21 protein-coding genes and 4 tRNA genes are annotated in these 19734 nt (G+C 45.3%); 22 read left to right on the forward strand and 3 right to left on the reverse strand.

Annotated elements, in window-relative coordinates; all coding sequences use genetic code 11:
- The first annotated feature begins 73 nt into the window (after positions 1–73).
- From AACT23_RS10315 to AACT23_RS10330, 4 genes are all read left to right on the forward strand, one after another.
- A tRNA-Met gene (locus AACT23_RS10315) sits at positions 74–150 on the forward strand.
- A 33-nt stretch (positions 151–183) separates the two neighbouring features.
- Positions 184–259 (forward strand) — tRNA-Gly (locus AACT23_RS10320).
- 249 nt (positions 260–508) lie between these two features.
- Positions 509–585 (forward strand) — tRNA-Met (locus AACT23_RS10325).
- Positions 586–618: 33 nt separating this feature from the next.
- Positions 619–685, forward strand: a tRNA-Gly gene (locus AACT23_RS10330).
- Positions 686–1244: 559 nt separating this feature from the next.
- Here the strand turns inward: AACT23_RS10330 and queG are convergent.
- Entirely contained in the window at positions 1245–2375 is a 1131-nt protein-coding gene (queG, locus tag AACT23_RS10335; protein ID WP_094129249.1) for a tRNA epoxyqueuosine(34) reductase QueG, read from the reverse strand.
- A 220-nt stretch (positions 2376–2595) separates the two neighbouring features.
- On the opposite strand from queG, the gene tsaE reads away from it, so the two are divergent.
- From tsaE to AACT23_RS10380, 9 genes are all read left to right on the forward strand, one after another.
- On the forward strand, positions 2596–3060 hold the full coding sequence (tsaE, locus tag AACT23_RS10340; protein WP_010318946.1) for a tRNA (adenosine(37)-N6)-threonylcarbamoyltransferase complex ATPase subunit type 1 TsaE: 465 nt from the start codon (positions 2596–2598) through the stop codon (positions 3058–3060).
- A complete protein-coding gene (locus AACT23_RS10345) occupies positions 3054–4775 on the forward strand; it encodes an N-acetylmuramoyl-L-alanine amidase (RefSeq protein WP_017043316.1) in 1722 nt (573 codons plus the stop codon). The genes tsaE and AACT23_RS10345 overlap by 7 nt, the downstream gene beginning before the upstream one ends.
- Positions 4776–4777: 2 nt before the next feature.
- Entirely contained in the window at positions 4778–6760 is a 1983-nt protein-coding gene (mutL, locus tag AACT23_RS10350) for a DNA mismatch repair endonuclease MutL (protein WP_094129252.1), read from the forward strand.
- A gap of 15 nt (positions 6761–6775) precedes the next feature.
- The gene (gene miaA, locus AACT23_RS10355; RefSeq protein ID WP_094129264.1) at positions 6776–7723 is read left to right on the forward strand and encodes a tRNA (adenosine(37)-N6)-dimethylallyltransferase MiaA; all 948 of its coding nucleotides are present in this window, start codon (positions 6776–6778) and stop codon (positions 7721–7723) included.
- A gap of 181 nt (positions 7724–7904) precedes the next feature.
- Entirely contained in the window at positions 7905–8171 is a 267-nt protein-coding gene (gene hfq / locus AACT23_RS10360) for an RNA chaperone Hfq (protein WP_013857931.1), read from the forward strand.
- Between the two features lie 41 nt (positions 8172–8212).
- Positions 8213–9502 carry a ribosome rescue GTPase HflX gene (gene hflX / locus AACT23_RS10365; RefSeq protein ID WP_010318941.1) on the forward strand — a complete coding sequence of 430 codons (1290 nt, stop codon included), beginning with the start codon at positions 8213–8215 and terminating at the stop codon, positions 9500–9502.
- Positions 9503–9547: 45 nt separating this feature from the next.
- The gene (gene hflK / locus AACT23_RS10370) at positions 9548–10741 is read left to right on the forward strand and encodes an FtsH protease activity modulator HflK (protein WP_013857930.1); all 1194 of its coding nucleotides are present in this window, start codon (positions 9548–9550) and stop codon (positions 10739–10741) included.
- A gap of 2 nt (positions 10742–10743) precedes the next feature.
- Positions 10744–11724: a protease modulator HflC gene (gene hflC, locus AACT23_RS10375; RefSeq protein ID WP_013857929.1), complete on the forward strand. Its 981-nt coding sequence runs from the start codon at positions 10744–10746 to the stop codon at positions 11722–11724.
- A 70-nt stretch (positions 11725–11794) separates the two neighbouring features.
- Positions 11795–11983 (forward strand): DUF2065 domain-containing protein, encoded by a 189-nt coding sequence (locus AACT23_RS10380; protein ID WP_017043313.1) that lies wholly within the window; start codon positions 11795–11797, stop codon positions 11981–11983.
- Positions 11984–12047: 64 nt separating this feature from the next.
- Here the strand turns inward: AACT23_RS10380 and AACT23_RS10385 are convergent, their stop codons facing one another.
- Positions 12048–12275, reverse strand: coding sequence for a SlyX family protein (locus tag AACT23_RS10385; protein ID WP_010318937.1), 228 nt, complete (start codon positions 12273–12275; stop codon positions 12048–12050).
- Between the two features lie 2 nt (positions 12276–12277).
- Positions 12278–13258, reverse strand: coding sequence for a WD40 repeat domain-containing protein (locus AACT23_RS10390; protein WP_026027456.1), 981 nt, complete (start codon positions 13256–13258; stop codon positions 12278–12280).
- A gap of 139 nt (positions 13259–13397) precedes the next feature.
- Here AACT23_RS10390 and fkpA point away from each other — a divergent pair, with 139 nt between their 5' ends.
- The 9 genes from fkpA to AACT23_RS10435 all read left to right on the forward strand — a co-directional run.
- A complete protein-coding gene (gene fkpA / locus AACT23_RS10395) occupies positions 13398–14186 on the forward strand; it encodes an FKBP-type peptidyl-prolyl cis-trans isomerase (RefSeq protein ID WP_010318935.1) in 789 nt (262 codons plus the stop codon).
- 185 nt (positions 14187–14371) lie between these two features.
- Entirely contained in the window at positions 14372–15091 is a 720-nt protein-coding gene (locus AACT23_RS10400) for a helix-turn-helix transcriptional regulator (RefSeq protein ID WP_094129255.1), read from the forward strand.
- Positions 15085–15489 (forward strand): sulfurtransferase complex subunit TusD, encoded by a 405-nt coding sequence (gene tusD / locus AACT23_RS10405; protein WP_094129258.1) that lies wholly within the window; start codon positions 15085–15087, stop codon positions 15487–15489. Before AACT23_RS10400 ends, tusD begins: the two co-directional genes overlap by 7 nt.
- The gene (gene tusC / locus AACT23_RS10410) at positions 15486–15842 is read left to right on the forward strand and encodes a sulfurtransferase complex subunit TusC (protein WP_094129261.1); all 357 of its coding nucleotides are present in this window, start codon (positions 15486–15488) and stop codon (positions 15840–15842) included. Before tusD ends, tusC begins: the two co-directional genes overlap by 4 nt.
- Positions 15843–15851: 9 nt before the next feature.
- Complete coding sequence (tusB, locus tag AACT23_RS10415) at positions 15852–16127, forward strand: sulfurtransferase complex subunit TusB (protein WP_017048284.1); 276 nt, start codon at positions 15852–15854, stop codon at positions 16125–16127.
- Between the two features lie 182 nt (positions 16128–16309).
- The gene (gene rpsL, locus AACT23_RS10420; protein WP_010318930.1) at positions 16310–16684 is read left to right on the forward strand and encodes a 30S ribosomal protein S12; all 375 of its coding nucleotides are present in this window, start codon (positions 16310–16312) and stop codon (positions 16682–16684) included.
- A 96-nt stretch (positions 16685–16780) separates the two neighbouring features.
- Positions 16781–17251 (forward strand): 30S ribosomal protein S7, encoded by a 471-nt coding sequence (gene rpsG / locus AACT23_RS10425; protein ID WP_013857921.1) that lies wholly within the window; start codon positions 16781–16783, stop codon positions 17249–17251.
- Between the two features lie 75 nt (positions 17252–17326).
- Positions 17327–19423 carry an elongation factor G gene (gene fusA, locus AACT23_RS10430; protein WP_010318928.1) on the forward strand — a complete coding sequence of 699 codons (2097 nt, stop codon included), beginning with the start codon at positions 17327–17329 and terminating at the stop codon, positions 19421–19423.
- Between the two features lie 123 nt (positions 19424–19546).
- The coding region (locus AACT23_RS10435) for a GTP-binding protein (protein ID WP_254918740.1) at positions 19547–19734 on the forward strand (188 nt) is incomplete at its 3' end.

Below are 19734 nucleotides of genomic sequence, written 5' to 3' on the forward strand. Positions count from 1 at the left end.
CTCGTGTGTCGCTACAAATTCTCTTGTTAGAGAGTATAAGTTTTCATCGTACTTAACGGTGACACAATACGGACGCGGGGTGGAGCAGCTTGGTAGCTCGTCGGGCTCATAACCCGAAGGTCGTTGGTTCAAATCCAGCCCCCGCAACCAAATTTAGATTAAGCGTAAATACGATTAATCATTGCGACACTAGCTCAGTTGGTAGAGCGCAACCTTGCCAAGGTTGAGGTCACGAGTTCGAACCTCGTGTGTCGCTCCAAATTCTTTTCGAAGAAAAGAATAGCGCCACGCAACCTAGCTAAGGTTGAGGTCACGCCTTTTTATTTAAAGAAAGTGAACCTCGTGTGTCGCTCCAGATTCTTTCCGAAGAAAAGAATAGCGCCGCACAACCTAGTTAAGGTTGAGGTCACGCCTCTTTGTTTAAAGAAAGTGAACCTCGAGTGTCGCTACAAATTCTCTTGTTAGAGAGTGTAAGTTTTCATCGTACTTAACGGTGACACAATACGGACGCGGGGTGGAGCAGCTTGGTAGCTCGTCGGGCTCATAACCCGAAGGTCGTCGGTTCAAATCCGGCCCCCGCAACCAAATTCAGATTAAGCGTGAATGCGATTAATCATTGCGACACTAGCTCAGTTGGTAGAGCGCAACCTTACCAAGGTTGAGGTAACGGTTATGTGTCGCTCCAGCTTCTTTCAGAGTACTCTCTGAACTCAAACCAGTATTTGGTTTATGCTCTTTCTTTAATGCTGTGAAGCATAACTCCCTAAAATAAAAATAATCTGCAGTTCTAAGCGGATTTATTGCCGTCTTGATAACTTATGTGCTGAATTTCAATACACAGGTTAGTCTCTGTAGAATCTGGCTTTTCGTCGCTATTTATTCTTATTCATTAACAGAGTTATCCACAAAAATTAATTGTGGATAAGTTGGTGTATAACGTGTTTTTAGTGAAGTGCTGGTAAGTGTCAGTGAAAGATCTTTTAATGCGGCTCTGTTCTCTAATCTTGCTGCCTTTCTGTGTAACTAATTGTTTTTAAATTGATTTTTGTTATTTTGTCACCATTAGGTCAACTAACTGTATGATCATTAATATCAAGATCTTTGATCCTTGTCATTAATTGCTGATGTGGCTAACTTTTCTTAATTATAGAAAACAGTGTCGTGTTTAAAATTTTGTCCACAAATTGGTATTTTGAGATACATATCAAAGTCTGTGTTCATTAGTTATGCAATTACCTCATTTTTTACGCATCACGCGGTAACCCTTTCTCGACAATTCGAATTAAGCGCTGCTGCTTCTTATTGCTAGAGCATGCACTCGCTGGCTCCGATGATTTTCGTTTTTGTTCTACTAGCGCCCAATGTATATGTTCGTCTAATAAATCAGACAAGCCTAACCTCGTGTTTAGCGCTGCGATAATGCGTTGTGAATATGGCGCGTTTCCTAAAGCGATGGAAAGATTACGCAACCATTGCTGGTGGCCAATTCGGCGAATAGCCGAACCTTCCATATAACGTAAGAAGGTGGCCTCATCCCAAGCAAACAGTTCAACTAAGTCTGGTTCATCCAGTGCTTGACGGCGATGAAAATCACTTTGTTGAGTGAGGTCGGAAAAGCGATTCCAAGGGCAGACCAACTGGCAATCATCACAGCCGTAAATGCGATTACCCATTGCCTTGCGAAACTCTTCAGCAATTACGCCATCATATTCTATGGTGAGGTAAGAGATGCATCGGCGAGCATCAACAACACCGTCTTCCACGATGGCTTGTGTAGGGCATGAGGTGATGCAGGCAGTGCATTTGCCACATTGATTACTGCTTGGTGTATCGACCGGCAGCGGAAAATCAATCAGTAGTTCACCAAGAAAAAACCAAGAACCACTCTCTTTATCAAGGATAAGCGAATGCTTGCCAGTCCAACCAAGCCCAGCTTTTTGTGCTAAAGGCCGTTCTAATATTGGGGCGGAGTCCACAAAAGGGCGATAACCGAGTGCCCCCACTTCTTGTTCAATCTTTTCGCCGAGTTTTTTGAGCTGGTTGCGTACCAGTTTATGGTAGTCACGCCCCAGAGCGTAGCGGCTGATATAAGCGTAATTGGGATTATTCAAATCACTGGCAAACCGAGCATCTGGGGGTAAGTAATTCATGCGTGCGCTGATCACACGGACGGTGCCGGGAAGGAGTTCATGTGGCCTAGCTCGCATCATTCCATGGCGCGCCATCCAGTCCATTTCACCGTGAAATCCAGCATCCAACCATTTCTGCAAAGGCTCTTCGTGCTCACTGAGATCGATATCGCAGATCCCGACCTTTTCGAAGCCAAGTTCACGTGCCCAGATTTTAATTTTGTCTGCCAGTACTTGGTAGTCCATTATCGATGAGCTCGTTGCAAAAAGGGGCGAGGATCTTAACGGATCCTTTATTGAGGATCTAGGAAATGATCGTCTGTGATGTGGATTAAACTGACATAAAAAGCGAGTTTTTTCCTTTTACTTACAGAAGAGAGCTTGTCTCTCAATTCCAACCCAGTTTACTATTCGAGTTCTTTTGATTTTTATATAGTCAATTTTCGACACTTGAGAGCGGTAATTCATGAGTACTAAGATCTTTACCTTAAAAGACGAACAGCAAACGGTAAAATTAGGCGCAGCTTTGGCTAAGCGATGCTCTGCGCAAACCACGCTTTATTTGCATGGTGATCTCGGTGCTGGAAAAACAACCTTCAGCCGTGGCTTCATCCGCGCATTAGGCCATGTTGGCAACGTCAAGAGCCCGACTTATACCTTAGTTGAACCTTATCAACTAGCCGATTGGCAAGTATACCATTTTGATCTTTATCGCTTGGCCGATCCGGAAGAGTTGGAATTTATGGGTATTCGTGACTATTTCACACCGGATGCGATCTGCCTTGTTGAGTGGCCAGAAAAAGGCAGCGGTCTACTTCCAACCGCAGATATTGATGTTGAGCTACGCTACGATGGCGAACAAAGGCAAGCTTTTCTGAGTGCAAACAGCCCCTATGGATCCTCATTGCTGAGTCAGTTGGAGTTATGTTGAACATCATCCATTTGTTACGAACGATAACTCTATCGCTTGCGGTTTGGGGCTGTGCTTTATTTACTTCAACGACGCACGCGAATGCATTAGAAGGCGTGCGCGTTTGGCCCTCTCCAGATGAAACTCGAGTGGTTATCGATCTCAAAACTGAAGCGGATTATAGCTATTTCACCTTAAGCAGCCCCGAGCGTTTGGTGGTGGATTTAAAAAACACCACGCTTAATACAAAATTGCCGCTTAAAGTCACGGATAGTCCTGTTCTCAAGCAAATTCGTAATAGCTCGCCTCCGGAGAAAGGGACGTATCGCTTGGTGTTTGAGTTACAGCGCAAAGTGAACCCTCAGCCATTTAAACTTGCACCAACGCCGGGTGGTCAGTATGGGCATCGTTTGGTGGTTGATTTACCCCACAATTTGGATAGCGACAAGGCGACAGTAAAACCGGCCAGCCAAACTAAAGTGAGCCGCGATGCTTCGCAGTTATTAGGAACCGAGGATATCGTGGTCGCTATTGATGCTGGTCATGGCGGAGAAGATCCCGGCTCGATTGGCCCGACCAAAAAATATGAAAAAAATGCCACCTTAAGTATCTCCAAGAAGATCGCAGATCAAATTAACGCCGTTCCAGGAATGAAGGCGGTCATGACACGCAGTGGCGATTACTTTGTCAATCTCAATAAACGTTCTGAAATTGCGCGCCGTAATAAGTCACACCTACTTGTCTCCATTCACGCCGATGCGTTTCATACCCCGCAACCCAGGGGGGGGTCGGTGTTTGTGTTAAATACCAAGCGTGCGAATACGGAAATAGCTCGCTGGGTTGAGAACCACGAACAGCAATCAGAACTGTTAGGTGGGGCTGGTGAAGTGCTGGCAAAAAACAATAGCGATCGAAACGTTAGCCAAACCTTGCTGGACTTGCAATTTAGTCACTCGCAAAAAGAGGGTTACAAGGTGGCAACTCATCTGCTAGGCGAAATGGGAAAAGTAGCCCATTTACATAAAGCAGAGCCAGTCAACGCAAGTTTGGCGGTACTTAAGTCGCCCGATATTCCTTCGGTGTTGGTTGAAACAGGTTTTATTTCTAACCCTACCGAGGAACAATTGCTATTTCAGCGCTCGCATCAAGATAAATTGGCTCGCGCATTGGCAACCGCCATCGTCAAGTATTTTGAAGAAAACCCACCCGAGGGCACTCTGTTTGCTAATCGTGGTAAGACGCAAAAGCACAAAGTGCAGCGTGGTGAATCACTCTCGGTTATCGCTAATAAATATGGCACCTCGACTCAAGCATTAATCGCAACCAACAAACTAAAAAATGCCAATTTGTCGATTGGTCAAATCTTAACGATTCCGGCCACGTCAGCTCCGATTCGCGTTCCTGTGGTCAGCAACCCAGTAGAAACGGAAATTGTTACGCATGTGGTGAAATCTGGCGAGTATTTGGGCAAGATAGCGAGCACGTATAAAGTGAGTGTGGATGCGATTAAACGCGAGAATAACTTGCGTTCAGACACCTTAACGCTGGGGCAGAAACTGAAGATAACGGTGAGTTTGAAGGATAAGCCGCTGCGTAAGCATAAAGTTGAAAAAGGCGAGTTTTTGAGCAAAATTGCCAGCCAATATCAAGTGAGTCTGAATAGTATTCGCCAAGTAAACCAACTTCGGTCTGATCAGCTCGCCATAGGGCAAGTGTTGATCATTCCCAATAAGTAGTAATGAGTATGACGATTAAGATTCTACCCGCACGTCTTGCTAACCAAATTGCCGCAGGTGAAGTGGTTGAAAGGCCGGCTTCTGTCGTTAAAGAGCTGGTGGAGAATAGCTTGGATTCGGGCGCCTCTCGTATCGATATCGATATCGAAAAGGGAGGTACGAAGCTTATTCGTGTGCGCGATAACGGGCAAGGGATAGTAAAAGAGGAATTGGCGCTCGCTTTAAGCCGCCATGCAACTTCTAAAATTCACACCTTAGATGATTTAGAGGCGATCGTCAGCCTAGGTTTTCGTGGAGAAGCGCTCGCGAGTATTAGCTCAGTCTCTCGGCTTACATTGACGTCTCGTCCAGCCACGCAAGAACAAGCTTGGGCAGCATACAGTGAAGGTCGAGATATGGCGGTTAAGTTGCAGCCAACCGCACACCCGATTGGAACGTCTGTCGAAGTTCTCGATCTGTTCTTTAATACGCCCGCTCGGCGCAAATTTTTACGCACAGAGAAAACAGAATTTACTCACATTGATGAGCTACTAAAACGCATTGCTTTGAGTCGGTTTGATGTCACCATCAATGTGCGCCATAACGGCAAGATGGTACGTCAATATCGAGCGGCTAAAACGGCCGCTCAAGAGGAAAAAAGAATCGCGGCTGTGTGTGGCAACGCTTTTGTTCGCCATATGCTGAACATTGAGTTGGAACATCAAGGGCTTCGCTTGCATGGTTGGATAACGACTCCAGAAGGCGCGCGCCAGCAGAGTGATTTGCAATACTGCTACGTTAATGGGCGGATGATGCGTGACAAGCTGATTAATCATGCTATCCGGCAAAGTTATGAAACCAGCCTGAGAGGCGATCAGTTCGCCACTTATGTACTCTTCATTGAGCTCGATCCCCATCAAGTGGATGTGAATGTCCATCCCGCGAAACACGAGGTGCGTTTCCATCAAGCGCGATTAGTGCATGATTTTATCTATCAAGCACTCAGTAGTGCACTGGCTGAAAGCAAGCACATTGAGAAGCCGCAGCTCAAACCATCGGCTTTTCATCAGCCCGATGCGGAGACTGTGGATCGCATTGAGAATGACACTGCAATTGATAGTGTGTGCCAAGAAACTGAGGGGCATAACACCGTTCCAGAGCAAGTGTGGCAAGCGATTGACAACACTCCCGCTTATCCACGAAAAGCTGAGCGAGAAAGTACAACCGCGCACGGCATAGCTGAAACGCCAAAGCGTAGCCATTGGCAGCAAAACGGCTCTCCATCTTCTTCTCGGGCGAAAGCTGAGCGCCAGCCAACGGGCTCACCTTCGAGCGGGGAAGTGAAGCTCTATCAAGAGCTGATGGCAACTCAACCGCCAGCTTCAGCAGTCGAACTTTCTCCTATCGCACATCAAGATCAAGGTGAAATGCTGCAGCTCGAACAGTTGGGTAAAGCTATTGCAGTAATCAAAGGGCAGTACCTGTTAATGGGGTCCAAACAGGGCGTCGTATTGCTTTCTCTTATCAAAGGAGCATGGCTGAAAACTCGCGGCCAGTTGCATACCGAACAAGGCGGCTTGAAAAGCCAACCCTTACTCGTGCCGCTCTCCATAAAGCTCTCAGCACAAGAACATCAAGCGTTAGCGCATTGCCAGCCGATGTTGAATACGCTAGGGATTGAGCTTAAAGAACGTCATGGTTCAAGCATCATGGTGATGGGCGTACCTCAACCGTTGAGGCAACAAAACCTGCAAAACTTAATCCCAGATCTGCTATCTTACGTGTCCGCTAATTTTACGGCTGATGATGAACCTATTACGGTGGATCTTGTTGCCGATTGGCTGGCTGAACACATCACTGTGGTGAAAAGTGACTACACTTTGTCTGAAGCCATCCAAATGATTTCGGAACTTGAACAGCTTTGGCAAGGGCAGCTTCCTCTTCATGATGCGAGTTTTGTCCGCCCCGTTGATTTTTCCACCACCATAGCGGCCTTGTTGGCATAACGAATTAAAAGAATGATGAATCAAACACAACCATTGGCTCTGTTTTTAATGGGCCCGACCGCATCAGGTAAAACAGATTTGGCGATTCGTTTGCGCCAAAAATACCCAGTGGAAATCATCAGTGTCGACTCGGCGCTGATCTACAAAGGCATGGATATTGGCACCGCCAAACCTAATGCGCATGAACTGGCACTCGCTCCTCATCGTCTGATCGATATTTTGGATCCAAGTGAAGCCTATTCGGCGGCGGATTTTCGTCGCGATGCATTACTTGCAATGCATGATATTACCGCGCAAGGTAAAATTCCTCTGCTCGTTGGGGGAACTATGTTGTATTACAAGGCTCTACTTGAAGGGCTTTCGCCACTTCCTGCGGCTAAACCTGAGATACGGCAACAAATTGAGCAAGAGGCTTTGGAGCATGGTTGGGGTCAGTTACACGATCAATTACAAACGATTGATCCGGTTTCGGCGGCAAGAATTCATCCTAATGATCCACAAAGATTGTCACGAGCATTGGAAGTTTACCGAATTTCAGGTAAAACTCTTACAGAGTTAACTCAAACGAAAGGTGAAAGCCTGCCATTTCGAGTTAAGCAGTTTGCTATAGCTCCCAAGGAAAGGGCTGAGCTCCACCGTCGAATCGAACTCAGGTTTGAAAAGATGATCGAAGCTGGATTTGAAGAAGAAATGAAAGCACTTTATGCTCGAAACGATCTTCATCCGGATTTGCCATCGATTCGCTGTGTTGGTTATCGACAGATGTGGGACTATTTGGATGGGAATTGTACGTTAGAGGAAGCGGTATATCGTGGAATCTGTGCAACCCGTCAATTGGCCAAGCGTCAGATCACCTGGTTACGCAGCTGGGATGATTTAACTTGGTTAGATAGCGAAAACATTGATCATGCAGTAGAAACTCTCTCAAATGCCATAGCATCTGATGGAGTTAGCTGTGTATAATGTGATCGCTTTTGCGTGATGTACCCTGTAAAGGATCCGTTACTTGATATTTGGCATTATCGCCGTCATAACAAGTAGCAACGGGGTTTTTATTCATTTAGCTCAGATGCAAAGGCCGCACCAATAATGCAGTGCACCACTAGCTAAATAACTACAACAAAATACAAATAAGGAAAATAAAATGGCTAAGGGGCAATCTCTACAAGACCCATTCTTAAATGCACTACGTCGTGAGCGCATTCCAGTATCCATCTACCTTGTGAACGGAATTAAGCTTCAAGGTCAGATTGAATCCTTTGATCAATTTGTGATCTTACTGAAAAACACAGTCAATCAAATGGTGTATAAGCATGCGATTTCAACGGTTGTTCCTGCACGTGCAGTGAGCCACCACACTGCTGAGCCACGCACTGGGTCTGATCGTCCATCAGACAAATCAGAAGAGTGATTCTCTGATTAGTATTATTTACTTACAAAGGAGTTGGTTGCTTGTTTGACCGTTACGAAGCCGGTGAGCGAGCGGTACTTGTTCATATCAACTTCACGCAAAAGGGTGAGTGGGATGATCTCAGCGAGTGTGAAATGCTGGTTTCTTCTGCTGGAGTGTCGACACTGCAAATTATTACTGGCAGCCGTCAAACTCCACACCCTAAATATTATGTCGGTGAGGGTAAAGCCCAAGAGATAGCGCATGCGGTTCAACTTGTTGAAGCGGATGTGGTGATCTTCAACCACGCCCTTTCTCCTGCCCAAGAACGTAATCTTGAACAACTATGCCAATGTCGAGTGATTGACCGTACTGGCCTCATCCTCGATATTTTTGCCCAACGAGCACGAACCCATGAAGGGAAGTTGCAAGTAGAGCTGGCACAATTACGCCACATCTCTACGCGATTAATTCGTGGTTGGACGCACCTTGAGCGACAAAAAGGCGGTATAGGCTTACGTGGACCTGGTGAAACGCAGCTAGAAACCGACAGACGTTTATTGCGTGAACGTATTAAAGCGATATTACGCCGCTTAGAGAAAGTCGCGAAGCAGCGAGAACAAGGACGCCGAGCTCGAAATCGAGCTGAGATTCCCACCATATCGCTAGTGGGTTATACCAATGCGGGGAAATCAACGTTATTTAATCGCATTACTGAAGCTGGGGTTTATGCAGCCGATCAACTGTTTGCAACCCTAGATCCTACCTTGCGGAAAATCGAATTGGCGGACGTTGGTACTGCCGTTCTCGCTGACACCGTAGGATTTATTCGTCATCTGCCGCACGATTTAGTTGCAGCATTTAAAGCCACGTTACAAGAAACTCAAGAAGCTGACATTTTGTTACATGTTGTTGATGCCAGTGATGAGCGTTTTCGTGAGAATATCAAAGCCGTCCATGATGTATTAGAAGAGATTGACGCCCATGAGGTGCCAACGCTTGTCGTCATGAACAAGATCGATAATCTAGAAGGCCAACAACCTCGCATCGAAAAAGATGATGAGGGAATACCGAGAACCGTGTGGTTATCAGCCATGGATGGACAGGGTATTGATCTGCTTTTCGAAGCATTGACAGAGCGATTAGCGAGTCAAGTCATTCAATATCAATTGTGTATTCCACCACTGCACCAAGGTCGCATTCGTAGTGCATTTTCACAAATGAAATGTATTCAACAAGAAGAATATGATCCAGATGGTAATTTGTTGATTAACATTCGTATGCAGCAAGTTGATTGGTTTAGACTAGAAAAAAGAGAAGAAGCAGTTTTGCGTGACTTTATAGTTACTTAAAGGACTGCTACAGTATAACGTCATATCAAATGATGGAGCTTTCTAATGGCGTGGAATGAGCCCGGTAATAACAACGGCAACAATGGCCGCGATAATGACCCTTGGGGTAATAATCGTGGTGACAAAAATAAAGGTGGCCGTGATCAAGGACCGCCAGATTTGGATGAGGTTTTCAATAAACTGAGCCAGAAACTGGGCGGACGATTTGGTAAGAAAGGCGGTAAAGGCCCTTCATTCTCTGGTGGTAGCGCAATTGGCTTTGGAGTCATTGCAGCAATCGCAGTTGCGGTGTGGTTCTTTTCTGGTTTCTATACGATTGGTGAAGCTGAGCGTGGCGTCGTGCTGCGTTTAGGTAAGTATGATCGCATCGTTGATCCAGGTTTGAACTGGCGTCCTCGCTTTGTTGATGAAGTGACGGCCGTTAACGTACAAGCGATTCGCTCACTACGTGCATCGGGTTTGATGCTAACCAAAGATGAAAACGTGGTCACTGTTGGCATGGATGTACAATATCGCGTGTCTGATCCATACAAGTACTTGTATCGTGTGACTAATGCTGACGATAGCTTACGCCAAGCAACTGATTCAGCATTACGTGCCGTGGTTGGTGATTCTTTGATGGACAGTATCTTAACCAGTGGCCGTCAGCAAATTCGTCAAAGTACCCAAACGACCTTGAATCAAATCATTGATAGCTATGATATGGGCTTAATGATTGTCGATGTCAACTTCCAGTCGGCTCGTCCGCCAGAGCAAGTGAAAGATGCGTTCGATGATGCGATTGCGGCGCGAGAAGATGAAGAGCGTTTCATTCGTGAATCTGAAGCGTATAAGAACGAAATCCTGCCTAAAGCAACAGGCCGAGCAGAACGTTTGAAGAAAGAAGCGCAAGGTTATACAGAACGCACGATTAACGAAGCATTGGGTCAAGTGGCACAGTTTGAAAAACTGCTCCCTGAGTATCAAGCCGCGCCAGATGTGACACGTAATCGTCTCTACCTAGATACTATGGAAGAGGTGTATTCAAACACATCTAAAGTGCTAATTGATTCAGAATCCAGTGGCAATATGCTTTATCTACCGTTGGATCGAATTACAGGCCAAGACAGTAAGAATGACACCAAACGTCAAGATAAATCATCATCAACCTATGATCAGATAGAGCTTGATTCACCAACCAGCAGTGATACAGGTAATACACCGTCTCGCTCTAGCAATACACGTCAAGGGAGATACTAGTAATGCGTAAGTTAATGATCCCAGTATTAGTGATTGCACTGGTATTGATGTTGATGTCGCTGTTTGTGATTCCTGAAGGTGAGCGCGGTATTGTCGTCCGTTTCGGTCGTATTCTGAAAGATAACAATGAAATTGCTCGAATCTACGAACCGGGTTTGCATTTTAAAATGCCACTGTTTGATCGAGTAAGAACGTTAGATGCGCGCATCCAAACAATGGATGGCCGCTCTGACCGTTTCGTGACTTCAGAGAAAAAAGATGTGATCATCGATACCTATGTCAAATGGCGTATTGAAGACTTTGGTCAATACTACTTGGCAACGGGTGGTGGCAATGCATTGACGGCACAAGCACTGTTAGAGCGTAAAGTGACAGACATTCTTCGTTCTGAAATCGGTTCTCGTGAAATCAAACAAATTGTTTCAGGCCCACGTAATAAAGATGTCTTGCCGGAAAGTGCTGATGATGAAGTCGTCACGACTGAGGCTGCGAAACAAGCATTGGAAATCGATGGTCAGCGTGACCAAGTGATGGAAAATGTGTTGGAAGATACGCGTAAAGGCGCACTGAAAGATTTAGGCGTGAGAGTGGTTGATTTCCGTATTAAGAAAATCAACCTCCCAGATGAGATCAGTGAGTCTATCTATCGTCGTATGCGTGCTGAACGTGAGTCAGTAGCTCGTAAACACCGCTCTCAAGGTCGTGAAAAAGCCGAAGTCATTCGTGCTCAAGCTGAACTTGAAGTGGCGACTATCTTAGCGGAAGCGGATAAAACGGCTCGCGTAACTCGCGGTGATGCTGATGCTAAAGCAGCGAAGATTTACTCAGATGTGTACAGTAAAGATCCTGAGTTTTACGGGTTCTTACGTTCGCTGAAAGCCTATGAGAAATCATTTAGCGAGAAGAGTGATATCTTGGTGCTTGATCCTAAGAGTGATTTCTTCAAGTACATGAATAACACCAAAGGTTTGACAACGAAATAATTGACCGTTGTTTATTCAAAGGCTCCTTCAGGGAGCCTTTGTCGTTTATGGCTTTAAGAGAGAAGGCACTATGTCGAATTCAATCTGGCTTGCTGTGGGGCTGGTGTTAATTGCAGAAGGTATTGGACCGTTAATCGCCCCTAATGGCTGGAGAAAGATGGTGGCAGAGCTCAGCCAGCAGCCCGATCATCAACTGCGCCGCATCGGTGGTTGTCTCGTCGTTGCAGGAGGCATCATTGCTTACTACTTCGCACGATAGTGATGCACAATAGCGCGGTAACCGATTTATTATGATCAGTTTATCACTATCAGTATCATCACTATCAATAGTGAGGTGGTGGAGTCTCTTCTGATGGATCCGCTAAATGTGAGGCATCCATATTTTTGACTTTACCAGCCACATATTTCATTTGGTCTTGCATTTTCGTTAGCATGAGCTGCTGTGTTGATAATGCTTGATTGAGTTCATCAATGGTTTGTTCTTGGAAAGCAAGTTGGCATTCCAAGTCACTAACACGCTGTTCTAATTGCTGAATATACTTATCGTTCATAACTAATCGTCGAGTTTCCAAGCTTGAGCAATACCTGCAGAGCTTCCGGTAATAATTCGTTGCTGATGATCAAAGGCCGCATCATACACCACCGCAGTGGGTGGGCGAGCATCTTTTAGCGGTTCTACTTCGAATCCTTGCTGTTTTTTACCACTTTGAGTATCCCAAACCGCGACTTGGCTTGAAGGATTCCCTGTCACAAGCAACCTGCCATCATCGGAAAAACGCGCCGTAGAGAAAATCAATTGTCGTGAAAAACTGCGCAATTTCGCCTGTTCCTTACCCGAGGAGAGATCCCAAATAATGGATTGATTACCACCATCGGAGGTAAAGGCTAATTTTCCCTCTCGCTGCAGCGCTACTCGATTCACCCGCTGCTCATGTTCAAACGATCGTAAAATTTGCCCACTTTGCGTATCCCAAAGGTAGGCAAAATAATCATTACCTCCCGTCAGAGCAAAGCGGCCATTGGGCGATAGGGCGACAGAATTCACTTTTTCTCGATGAGCAAGGAACTCTAGTCGACGTCCAGTGACTAAATCGACGTAAATCGCTTTACCATTGGATAAACCGAGTAGAACTTGTTTTCCGTTATTGGCAATGTCAATGTCTCGGATCAGCCCATCGGAGATGGACCACAAACCTTGAGCTTGTGTCCAACCTAAGTCCCATACGGCAAAGTTAATTTGGCTAGCGGTCACGGCAAAACGGCCATTATCGGAGAGTCGAATATGGGAAACGGTATTGGCTTGTGGGTCTTGAGGTCCCAATTCGGCTAAGGTTTTGTTTTGTTCAAGATCCCATAGAACGAGTTGTCTTTGTTTGGAATAGAGTAGCGCAAAACGACCATCGCGGCTTAAACCGAAACTGGTCGAACCGTTTGGTTCTATATCCCAACGTTGTACATCGCTGTTAGAGAAAAAACAGCCATTTAACATCAAGATGACAATGCAACCTAGGATTGAATGAGAAATTATTCGCATCAAGTCTAATTATCCGCTTTGAGTGTAAAGACAATCTATCAACATATCGCTATATTGGTACAACTCTGTTTAGCGCACCAGTTTTTCACCGAAATTTGTGCGTAATAACAAAAGGTTTGCCTACAAATTGGAGAAATAAATGAAATCATTGTTTAAAGTGTCACTGCTTGCGGCAACCGTCATGCTTGCAGTTGGCTGCCAGAAAGATGAAGCCCCGAAAACTGAAGCAGCACCTGCAGCAGAACAAGTACAAACGGAAGCGGGAAAAACGGTTCACTTTAAAACAGAAGATGACAAAGCGGCTTACGCGATTGGCGTCTCTTTTGCAAATTACCTCAGCACCAGCATTGAAAAACCAGCCGAAATTGGTATCAATCTGAATAAAGATCTGGTTCTAAAAGGGATTGAACATGTCTTTGCGGGCAATGCTGAGTTGAGTGAAGAAGAGACACGCGCAGCGCTAGAAGCTCTAGATAAACGCGTTTCTGAAACCATGCAAGCGAAAGCCGCTGAAAAAGCGGCTGCTGCTGAAAAAGCTGGTGATGAATTCCGCGCTGAATTTGAAAAACAAGATGGCGTAAAGAAAACTGAATCTGGTTTACTGTACCAAGTACTGACGCCAGCAAAAGGTGAGTCACCAAAAGAGACCGATACTGTTCAAGTGCATTACAAAGGGACACTGGCTGACGGTACTCAATTTGATAGCTCGTATGATCGTGGTGAGCCAGCGACATTCCCACTCAATCGGGTTATTCCTGGTTGGACAGAAGGTGTGCAACTGATGCAAGTGGGAGCAAAATACAAGTTTGTTATCCCGCCGCAACTGGCTTACGGTGAGCAAGACACACCGACTATTCCAGCAAACTCAACACTTGTGTTTGAAGTGGAGTTGCTAAAAATTGATAACGGTAGCGATGCGGCTAAATAATATCAGCCATTGTTGAACCGTTGTAACCAGCTCAAAGGCCTGATGAATCAGGCCTTTTCTGTCTCTAACGACTCACTAATTAGTTGTCCTAAATCACTTGTTAGTGACTTAACAGAGTTTTCGATTAAAATTTTCTGATAAACTTACGTCAATTTGTTGATTTTTCGCTCTAAGGCTAGATAACAGTGACAACGACAGAAACTTTAAACGCGGATATGTTGCTTGAAATGGAATCCGTGCACGTGATGCCATTTAGTGATCACGATAAAATCATTCTTCGATCTTATGAAGCTGTGGTTGACGGTATCGCCAGCCTGATTGGTCCTTTTTGTGAGATCGTTCTGCACTCATTGGAAGATCTCAATACCTCGGCGATTAAAATTGCCAATGGTGAAAACACGGGACGTCAAGTGGGTTCCCCGATCACCGATCTTGCACTGCGTATGTTGAAAGATATTGAAGGATCGGAGCGTAACTTCTCACGATCGTATTTCTCTCGCGCCAAGGGTGGTGTGTTGATGAAATCGATTACGGTCGCGATTCGTAATGGTGATAACCGAGTCATTGGCTTACTTTGTATCAACGTCAATTTAGATGCTCCGTTCTCACAAGTTCTGCAATCATTCATGCCGACTCTGGAAGCTCAGGAAGCCGCCTCATCGGTTAACTTTGCCAGTGATGTTGAAGAGCTGGTGGATCAGACGGTAGAGCGTACCATCGAAGAGATCAACGCCGATAAATCAGTGTCTAACAATACCAAGAACCGTCAGATTGTGATGGAGCTGTACGACAAAGGCATTTTTGACATCAAAGATGCGATTAACCGCGTAGCTGATCGGCTCAATATCTCTAAACATACTGTTTATCTCTACATTCGCCAACGCAAGACCGGAGATGAATGTTAGTGGAGCCAGTATTGAGTTACACATTATTGGTCAATGGCTCAGTGTATGGCACACAGGCAGCGCGTAGTGCTTATCTGTTTGCCTGTGCATTGCTAGAAAAAGGGCATTCACTCAAGCAAGTATTTTTTTATCAAGATGGTGTTTTCAATGGCTCTGCGATCACCGCGCCTGCGAACGATGAGTTTGATCTTGTGAAAGCATGGCAGAGGCTAGCTACTGAACACCATGTACGCTTAGAAACCTGTGTTGCTGCAGCGTTACGTCGTGGCATTATCAGTGAAAATGAAGCTCAGCAACACCAGCTCACTGCGCATAATTTGGCACAAGGTTTTGCACAAACTGGGTTAGGAAGTTTGGCTGAAGCGTTATTAACTCAAGATCGAGTGGTACAGTTTTGAAAAAAATCGGTTTTGTTTTTCATTCTTCGCCTCATTCTAGTTCGGCTGGAAGAGAAGGGCTGGATGCTGTACTGGCAGCCTCTGCCTATTGTGATGCGATCTCGCTCTTTTTTGTTGGGCTTGGTGTGGCGCAAATCGTCGCCAACCAATCACCGCAACAACTGCTTAGCCGTGATTACATCAGTGCGTTTAAACTGCTTGAGTTATACGATATTGAACACCTTTATCTGTGTGAGCAAAGCGTTGAAGAATTGGGGTTAGCATCGGCTCAATGGGTAATTGATGTTAAAAAAAAATCACCTCAGCAAATCGCTCAGTTACTTCACGAGTGCGATCAAGTACTAACTTTCTAAGGTGTACCTATGCTGCATATTGTAAAAGACACGGCAAAACTGGCCTTAGCGCAGCGTTATTGTTTGGCTGAGGATAGTATTATCTTGGTTGAAGAAGCGGTTTATATGAGTAACCCTAGTGCGGGCTCTTTTTTACTACTCAACGATCTGAACAGGGTTTATGTCTTACTTGAGGATCTCTGCGCGCGTGGGGTGCAGGATCTCTGCTCAGTACAAATTACCAAAGTGGATTTCTCTGGTTTGGTTGAACTTACTACTAACTATGAAAAATCAATCACTTGGTAGATTTTCTTATCACTATTACCCCTCTATTACCCACCCTTTACTTATGGTGGTTAAAAAAGATCTGTATATTTCTTGACACACCTCTCACTGCTGCATAGAATTTTGCGTCCCTATTTGTACTAAGTGCACTAGGGACTAGATTTTTCACAAAGCTTACTTTAAGTAAATTCAGGAGCTAGTTAATGGCAACTATTAACCAGTTGGTCCGCAATCCTCGTGTAAAGCAAGTTGTTAAAAGCAACGTGCCAGCACTAGAAGCGTGCCCACAAAAACGTGGTGTATGTACACGTGTTTACACTACTACACCTAAAAAACCTAACTCAGCACTTCGTAAAGTATGTCGTGTTCGTCTAACGAACGGCTTCGAAGTGACTTCGTACATCGGCGGTGAAGGTCACAACCTTCAAGAGCACTCAGTTGTTCTTATCCGTGGCGGTCGTGTAAAAGACCTTCCAGGTGTGCGTTACCACACAATCCGTGGTGCACTTGACTGTGCAGGCGTAAACGACCGTAAACAAGCTCGTTCTAAATACGGTGTGAAACGTCCTAAATCTTAATGGATTTCCGTTAAGTAAGGCCAAACACTAAATTATTTAATTTTTGAAGAAACTGAAAAGTTTTGGATAACCTGAAAAAGACAACGGAGAATATCCATGCCACGTCGTCGCGTTATTGGTCAGCGTAAGATCCTTCCAGATCCAAAGTTCAAGTCTGAACTGCTGGCAAAATTCGTTAACATTCTTATGGTTGACGGTAAAAAATCTACTGCAGAGAAAATTGTTTACACTGCACTAGACACTATGGCTGAGAAATCTGGCAAAGGTCACTTAGCTGTATTTGAAGAAGCTCTTGAAAACGTACGTCCAGCGGTCGAAGTTAAATCTCGCCGCGTGGGTGGTTCAACTTACCAAGTGCCAGTAGAAGTACGTCCGGTTCGCCGTAACGCACTTGCTATGCGTTGGGTAGTTGATGCTGCGCGTAAGCGTGGTGAAAAATCTATGGCTGCTCGCCTAGCTGCTGAAATGCTAGACGCGTCAGAAAATAAAGGTACTGCTGTTAAGAAACGTGAAGACGTTCACCGTATGGCAGAAGCGAACAAAGCATTCGCTCATTACCGCTGGTAATACCTTCTGTGCTGCGAGGTTCTCTCGCAGCACATTTTCATACTCTAAGGATTACCTTAGTAAGAGGATACAATCGTGGCTCGGAAAACTCCTATTGAGCGCTACCGCAACATCGGTATCTGTGCTCACGTAGATGCAGGTAAAACAACCACTACTGAGCGTATTCTGTTCTACACTGGCCTTTCTCACAAAATCGGCGAAGTTCACGATGGTGCTGCAACCATGGACTGGATGGAGCAGGAGCAAGAACGTGGTATCACTATCACTTCTGCTGCTACGACAACCTTCTGGCGTGGTATGGAAGCACAGTTCCAAGATCATCGCGTAAACATCATTGATACCCCAGGACACGTTGACTTTACAATTGAAGTAGAGCGTTCACTTCGTGTGCTTGATGGTGCAGTGGTTGTATTCTGTGGCTCATCTGGTGTTGAACCCCAGTCTGAAACTGTATGGCGTCAAGCTGACAAATACGGTGTTCCTCGCATGGTGTTCGTTAATAAAATGGACCGTGCTGGCGCAGACTTTTTACGCGTTGTAAACCAAATTAAACATCGTCTTGGTGCGACTCCTGTTCCTATTCAATTAAATATTGGTGCGGAAGAAGAGTTCAAAGGTGTCATCGACCTTATCAAGATGAAAGCCATCAACTGGAATGAAGCCGATCAAGGCATGACGTTTACTTACGAAGACATTCCAGAAGATATGCTTGAGTTGGCCGAAGAATGGCACAACAACCTAGTAGAAGCGGCAGCGGAAGCTAGTGAAGAGTTAATGGAAAAGTATCTTGAAGACGGCGAGCTGACAGAAGCGGAAATCAAACAAGCGCTACGGACTCGTACCATTAACAATGAAATCGTATTGGCCACTTGTGGTAGTGCCTTTAAAAATAAAGGCGTACAAGCGGTATTGGATGCGGTTGTTGAATATTTGCCTTCACCGGTAGATGTACCAGCCATTAAAGGCGTGGATGAAAACGAGAACGAAGTAGAACGTCACGCTGACGACAACGAACCATTCTCGGCACTTGCATTTAAGATTGCCACTGACCCATTTGTTGGCACATTGACTTTTATGCGTGTTTACTCTGGTGTGGTGAACTCTGGCGATGCCGTTTACAACTCAGTGAAACAGAAAAAAGAACGTTTTGGTCGTATCGTACAGATGCATGCCAACAAACGTGAAGAGATTAAAGAAGTTCGTGCTGGCGATATTGCGGCTGCGATCGGCTTAAAAGATGTCACTACAGGCGATACGCTGTGTAACCCAGACCACAAAGTGGTTCTTGAGCGCATGGAATTCCCTGAGCCAGTGATTCAAATTGCGGTAGAGCCTCGCTCTAAAGCTGACCAAGAAAAAATGGGTATTGCGCTAGGTAAACTGGCTGCAGAAGACCCATCTTTCCGTGTCGAAACCGATAAGGAAACAGGTCAAACGTTGATCTCTGGTATGGGTGAGCTTCACCTAGACATCATTGTTGATCGCATGAAGCGTGAGTTCAGTGTGGACTGTAACGTTGGTAAACCACAAGTGGCTTACCGCGAAACTATCCGTGGAAAAGCGGAAGTAGAAGGCAAGTTCGTTCGTCAATCTGGTGGTCGTGGTCAATATGGTCACGTTTGGCTTAAGATTGAACCTGCGGAACTCGGCGAAGGCTTTGTCTTTGTCGACGAAATCGTTGGTGGTGTGATTCCTAAGGAATACATCAGCTCGGTTGCGAAAGGTATCGAAGAGCAAATGAACAACGGTGTGTTAGCTGGTTATCCGATTCTGGATGTGAAAGCGACATTATTCGATGGTTCATATCATGATGTCGACTCAAGCGAGATGGCGTTTAAGATTGCTGGTTCGATGGCGTTCAAGAAAGGTGCTTTAGAAGCGCAGCCTGTTCTTCTTGAACCAATGATGAAAGTTGAAGTAACTACTCCAGAAGATTGGATGGGTGATGTTGTGGGTGACTTAAACCGTCGTCGCGGCATGATTGAAGGTATGGATGAAGGCCATGCAGGCCTTAAGATTATCCATGCTAGAGTCCCTCTATCGGAAATGTTTGGTTATGCAACAGACTTACGGTCTGCCACTCAGGGTCGCGCCTCTTACTCCATGGAGTTTGCAGAGTACGCTGATGTGCCAAAAAATGTTGCAGAAGCAATCATTGCAGAACGTGGTTAACTGTTATTTGTTTAATAACGAATCTATTGCGCTGATGAGAGTTGGCGCATAAAATAGCAATTTCTGGCGCGTCTTGAGCTATATGTGACTCAAGACGAATCATAACTAGGAAGGAACACGATCGTGTCTAAAGCAAAATTTGAACGTACGAAACCGCACGTAAACGTTGGTACTATCGGCCACGTTGACCACGGTAAAACAACTCTAACTGCTGCTATCTGTACTACACTTGCAAAAGTGTACGGTGGTGAAGCGAAAGACTTCGCATCTATCGATAACGCTCCAGAAGAGCGCGAGCGCGGTATTACAAT

It is taken from the genome of Vibrio sp. V09_P4A23P171, from assembly GCF_963875615.1.
Lineage (GTDB): Bacteria > Pseudomonadota > Gammaproteobacteria > Enterobacterales > Vibrionaceae > Vibrio > Vibrio anguillarum.

Bases quoted from the DNA above. Each gene is read 5' to 3' on its own strand.
- queG (WP_094129249.1), bottom strand. From the start codon at position 2,375: ATGGACTACCAAGTACTGGCAGACAAAATTAAAATCTGGGCACGTGAA.
- tsaE (WP_010318946.1), top strand. From the start codon at position 2,596: ATGAGTACTAAGATCTTTACCTTAAAAGACGAACAGCAAACGGTAAAA.
- AACT23_RS10345 (WP_017043316.1), top strand. From the start codon at position 3,054: ATGTTGAACATCATCCATTTGTTACGAACGATAACTCTATCGCTTGCG.
- mutL (WP_094129252.1), top strand. From the start codon at position 4,778: ATGAGTATGACGATTAAGATTCTACCCGCACGTCTTGCTAACCAAATT.
- miaA (WP_094129264.1), top strand. From the start codon at position 6,776: ATGAATCAAACACAACCATTGGCTCTGTTTTTAATGGGCCCGACCGCA.
- hfq (WP_013857931.1), top strand. From the start codon at position 7,905: ATGGCTAAGGGGCAATCTCTACAAGACCCATTCTTAAATGCACTACGT.
- hflK (WP_013857930.1), top strand. From the start codon at position 9,548: ATGGCGTGGAATGAGCCCGGTAATAACAACGGCAACAATGGCCGCGAT.
- hflC (WP_013857929.1), top strand. From the start codon at position 10,744: ATGCGTAAGTTAATGATCCCAGTATTAGTGATTGCACTGGTATTGATG.
- AACT23_RS10380 (WP_017043313.1), top strand. From the start codon at position 11,795: ATGTCGAATTCAATCTGGCTTGCTGTGGGGCTGGTGTTAATTGCAGAA.
- AACT23_RS10385 (WP_010318937.1), bottom strand. From the start codon at position 12,275: ATGAACGATAAGTATATTCAGCAATTAGAACAGCGTGTTAGTGACTTG.
- AACT23_RS10390 (WP_026027456.1), bottom strand. From the start codon at position 13,258: ATGCGAATAATTTCTCATTCAATCCTAGGTTGCATTGTCATCTTGATG.
- fkpA (WP_010318935.1), top strand. From the start codon at position 13,398: ATGAAATCATTGTTTAAAGTGTCACTGCTTGCGGCAACCGTCATGCTT.
- tusD (WP_094129258.1), top strand. From the start codon at position 15,085: ATGTTAGTGGAGCCAGTATTGAGTTACACATTATTGGTCAATGGCTCA.
- tusB (WP_017048284.1), top strand. From the start codon at position 15,852: ATGCTGCATATTGTAAAAGACACGGCAAAACTGGCCTTAGCGCAGCGT.
- rpsL (WP_010318930.1), top strand. From the start codon at position 16,310: ATGGCAACTATTAACCAGTTGGTCCGCAATCCTCGTGTAAAGCAAGTT.
- rpsG (WP_013857921.1), top strand. From the start codon at position 16,781: ATGCCACGTCGTCGCGTTATTGGTCAGCGTAAGATCCTTCCAGATCCA.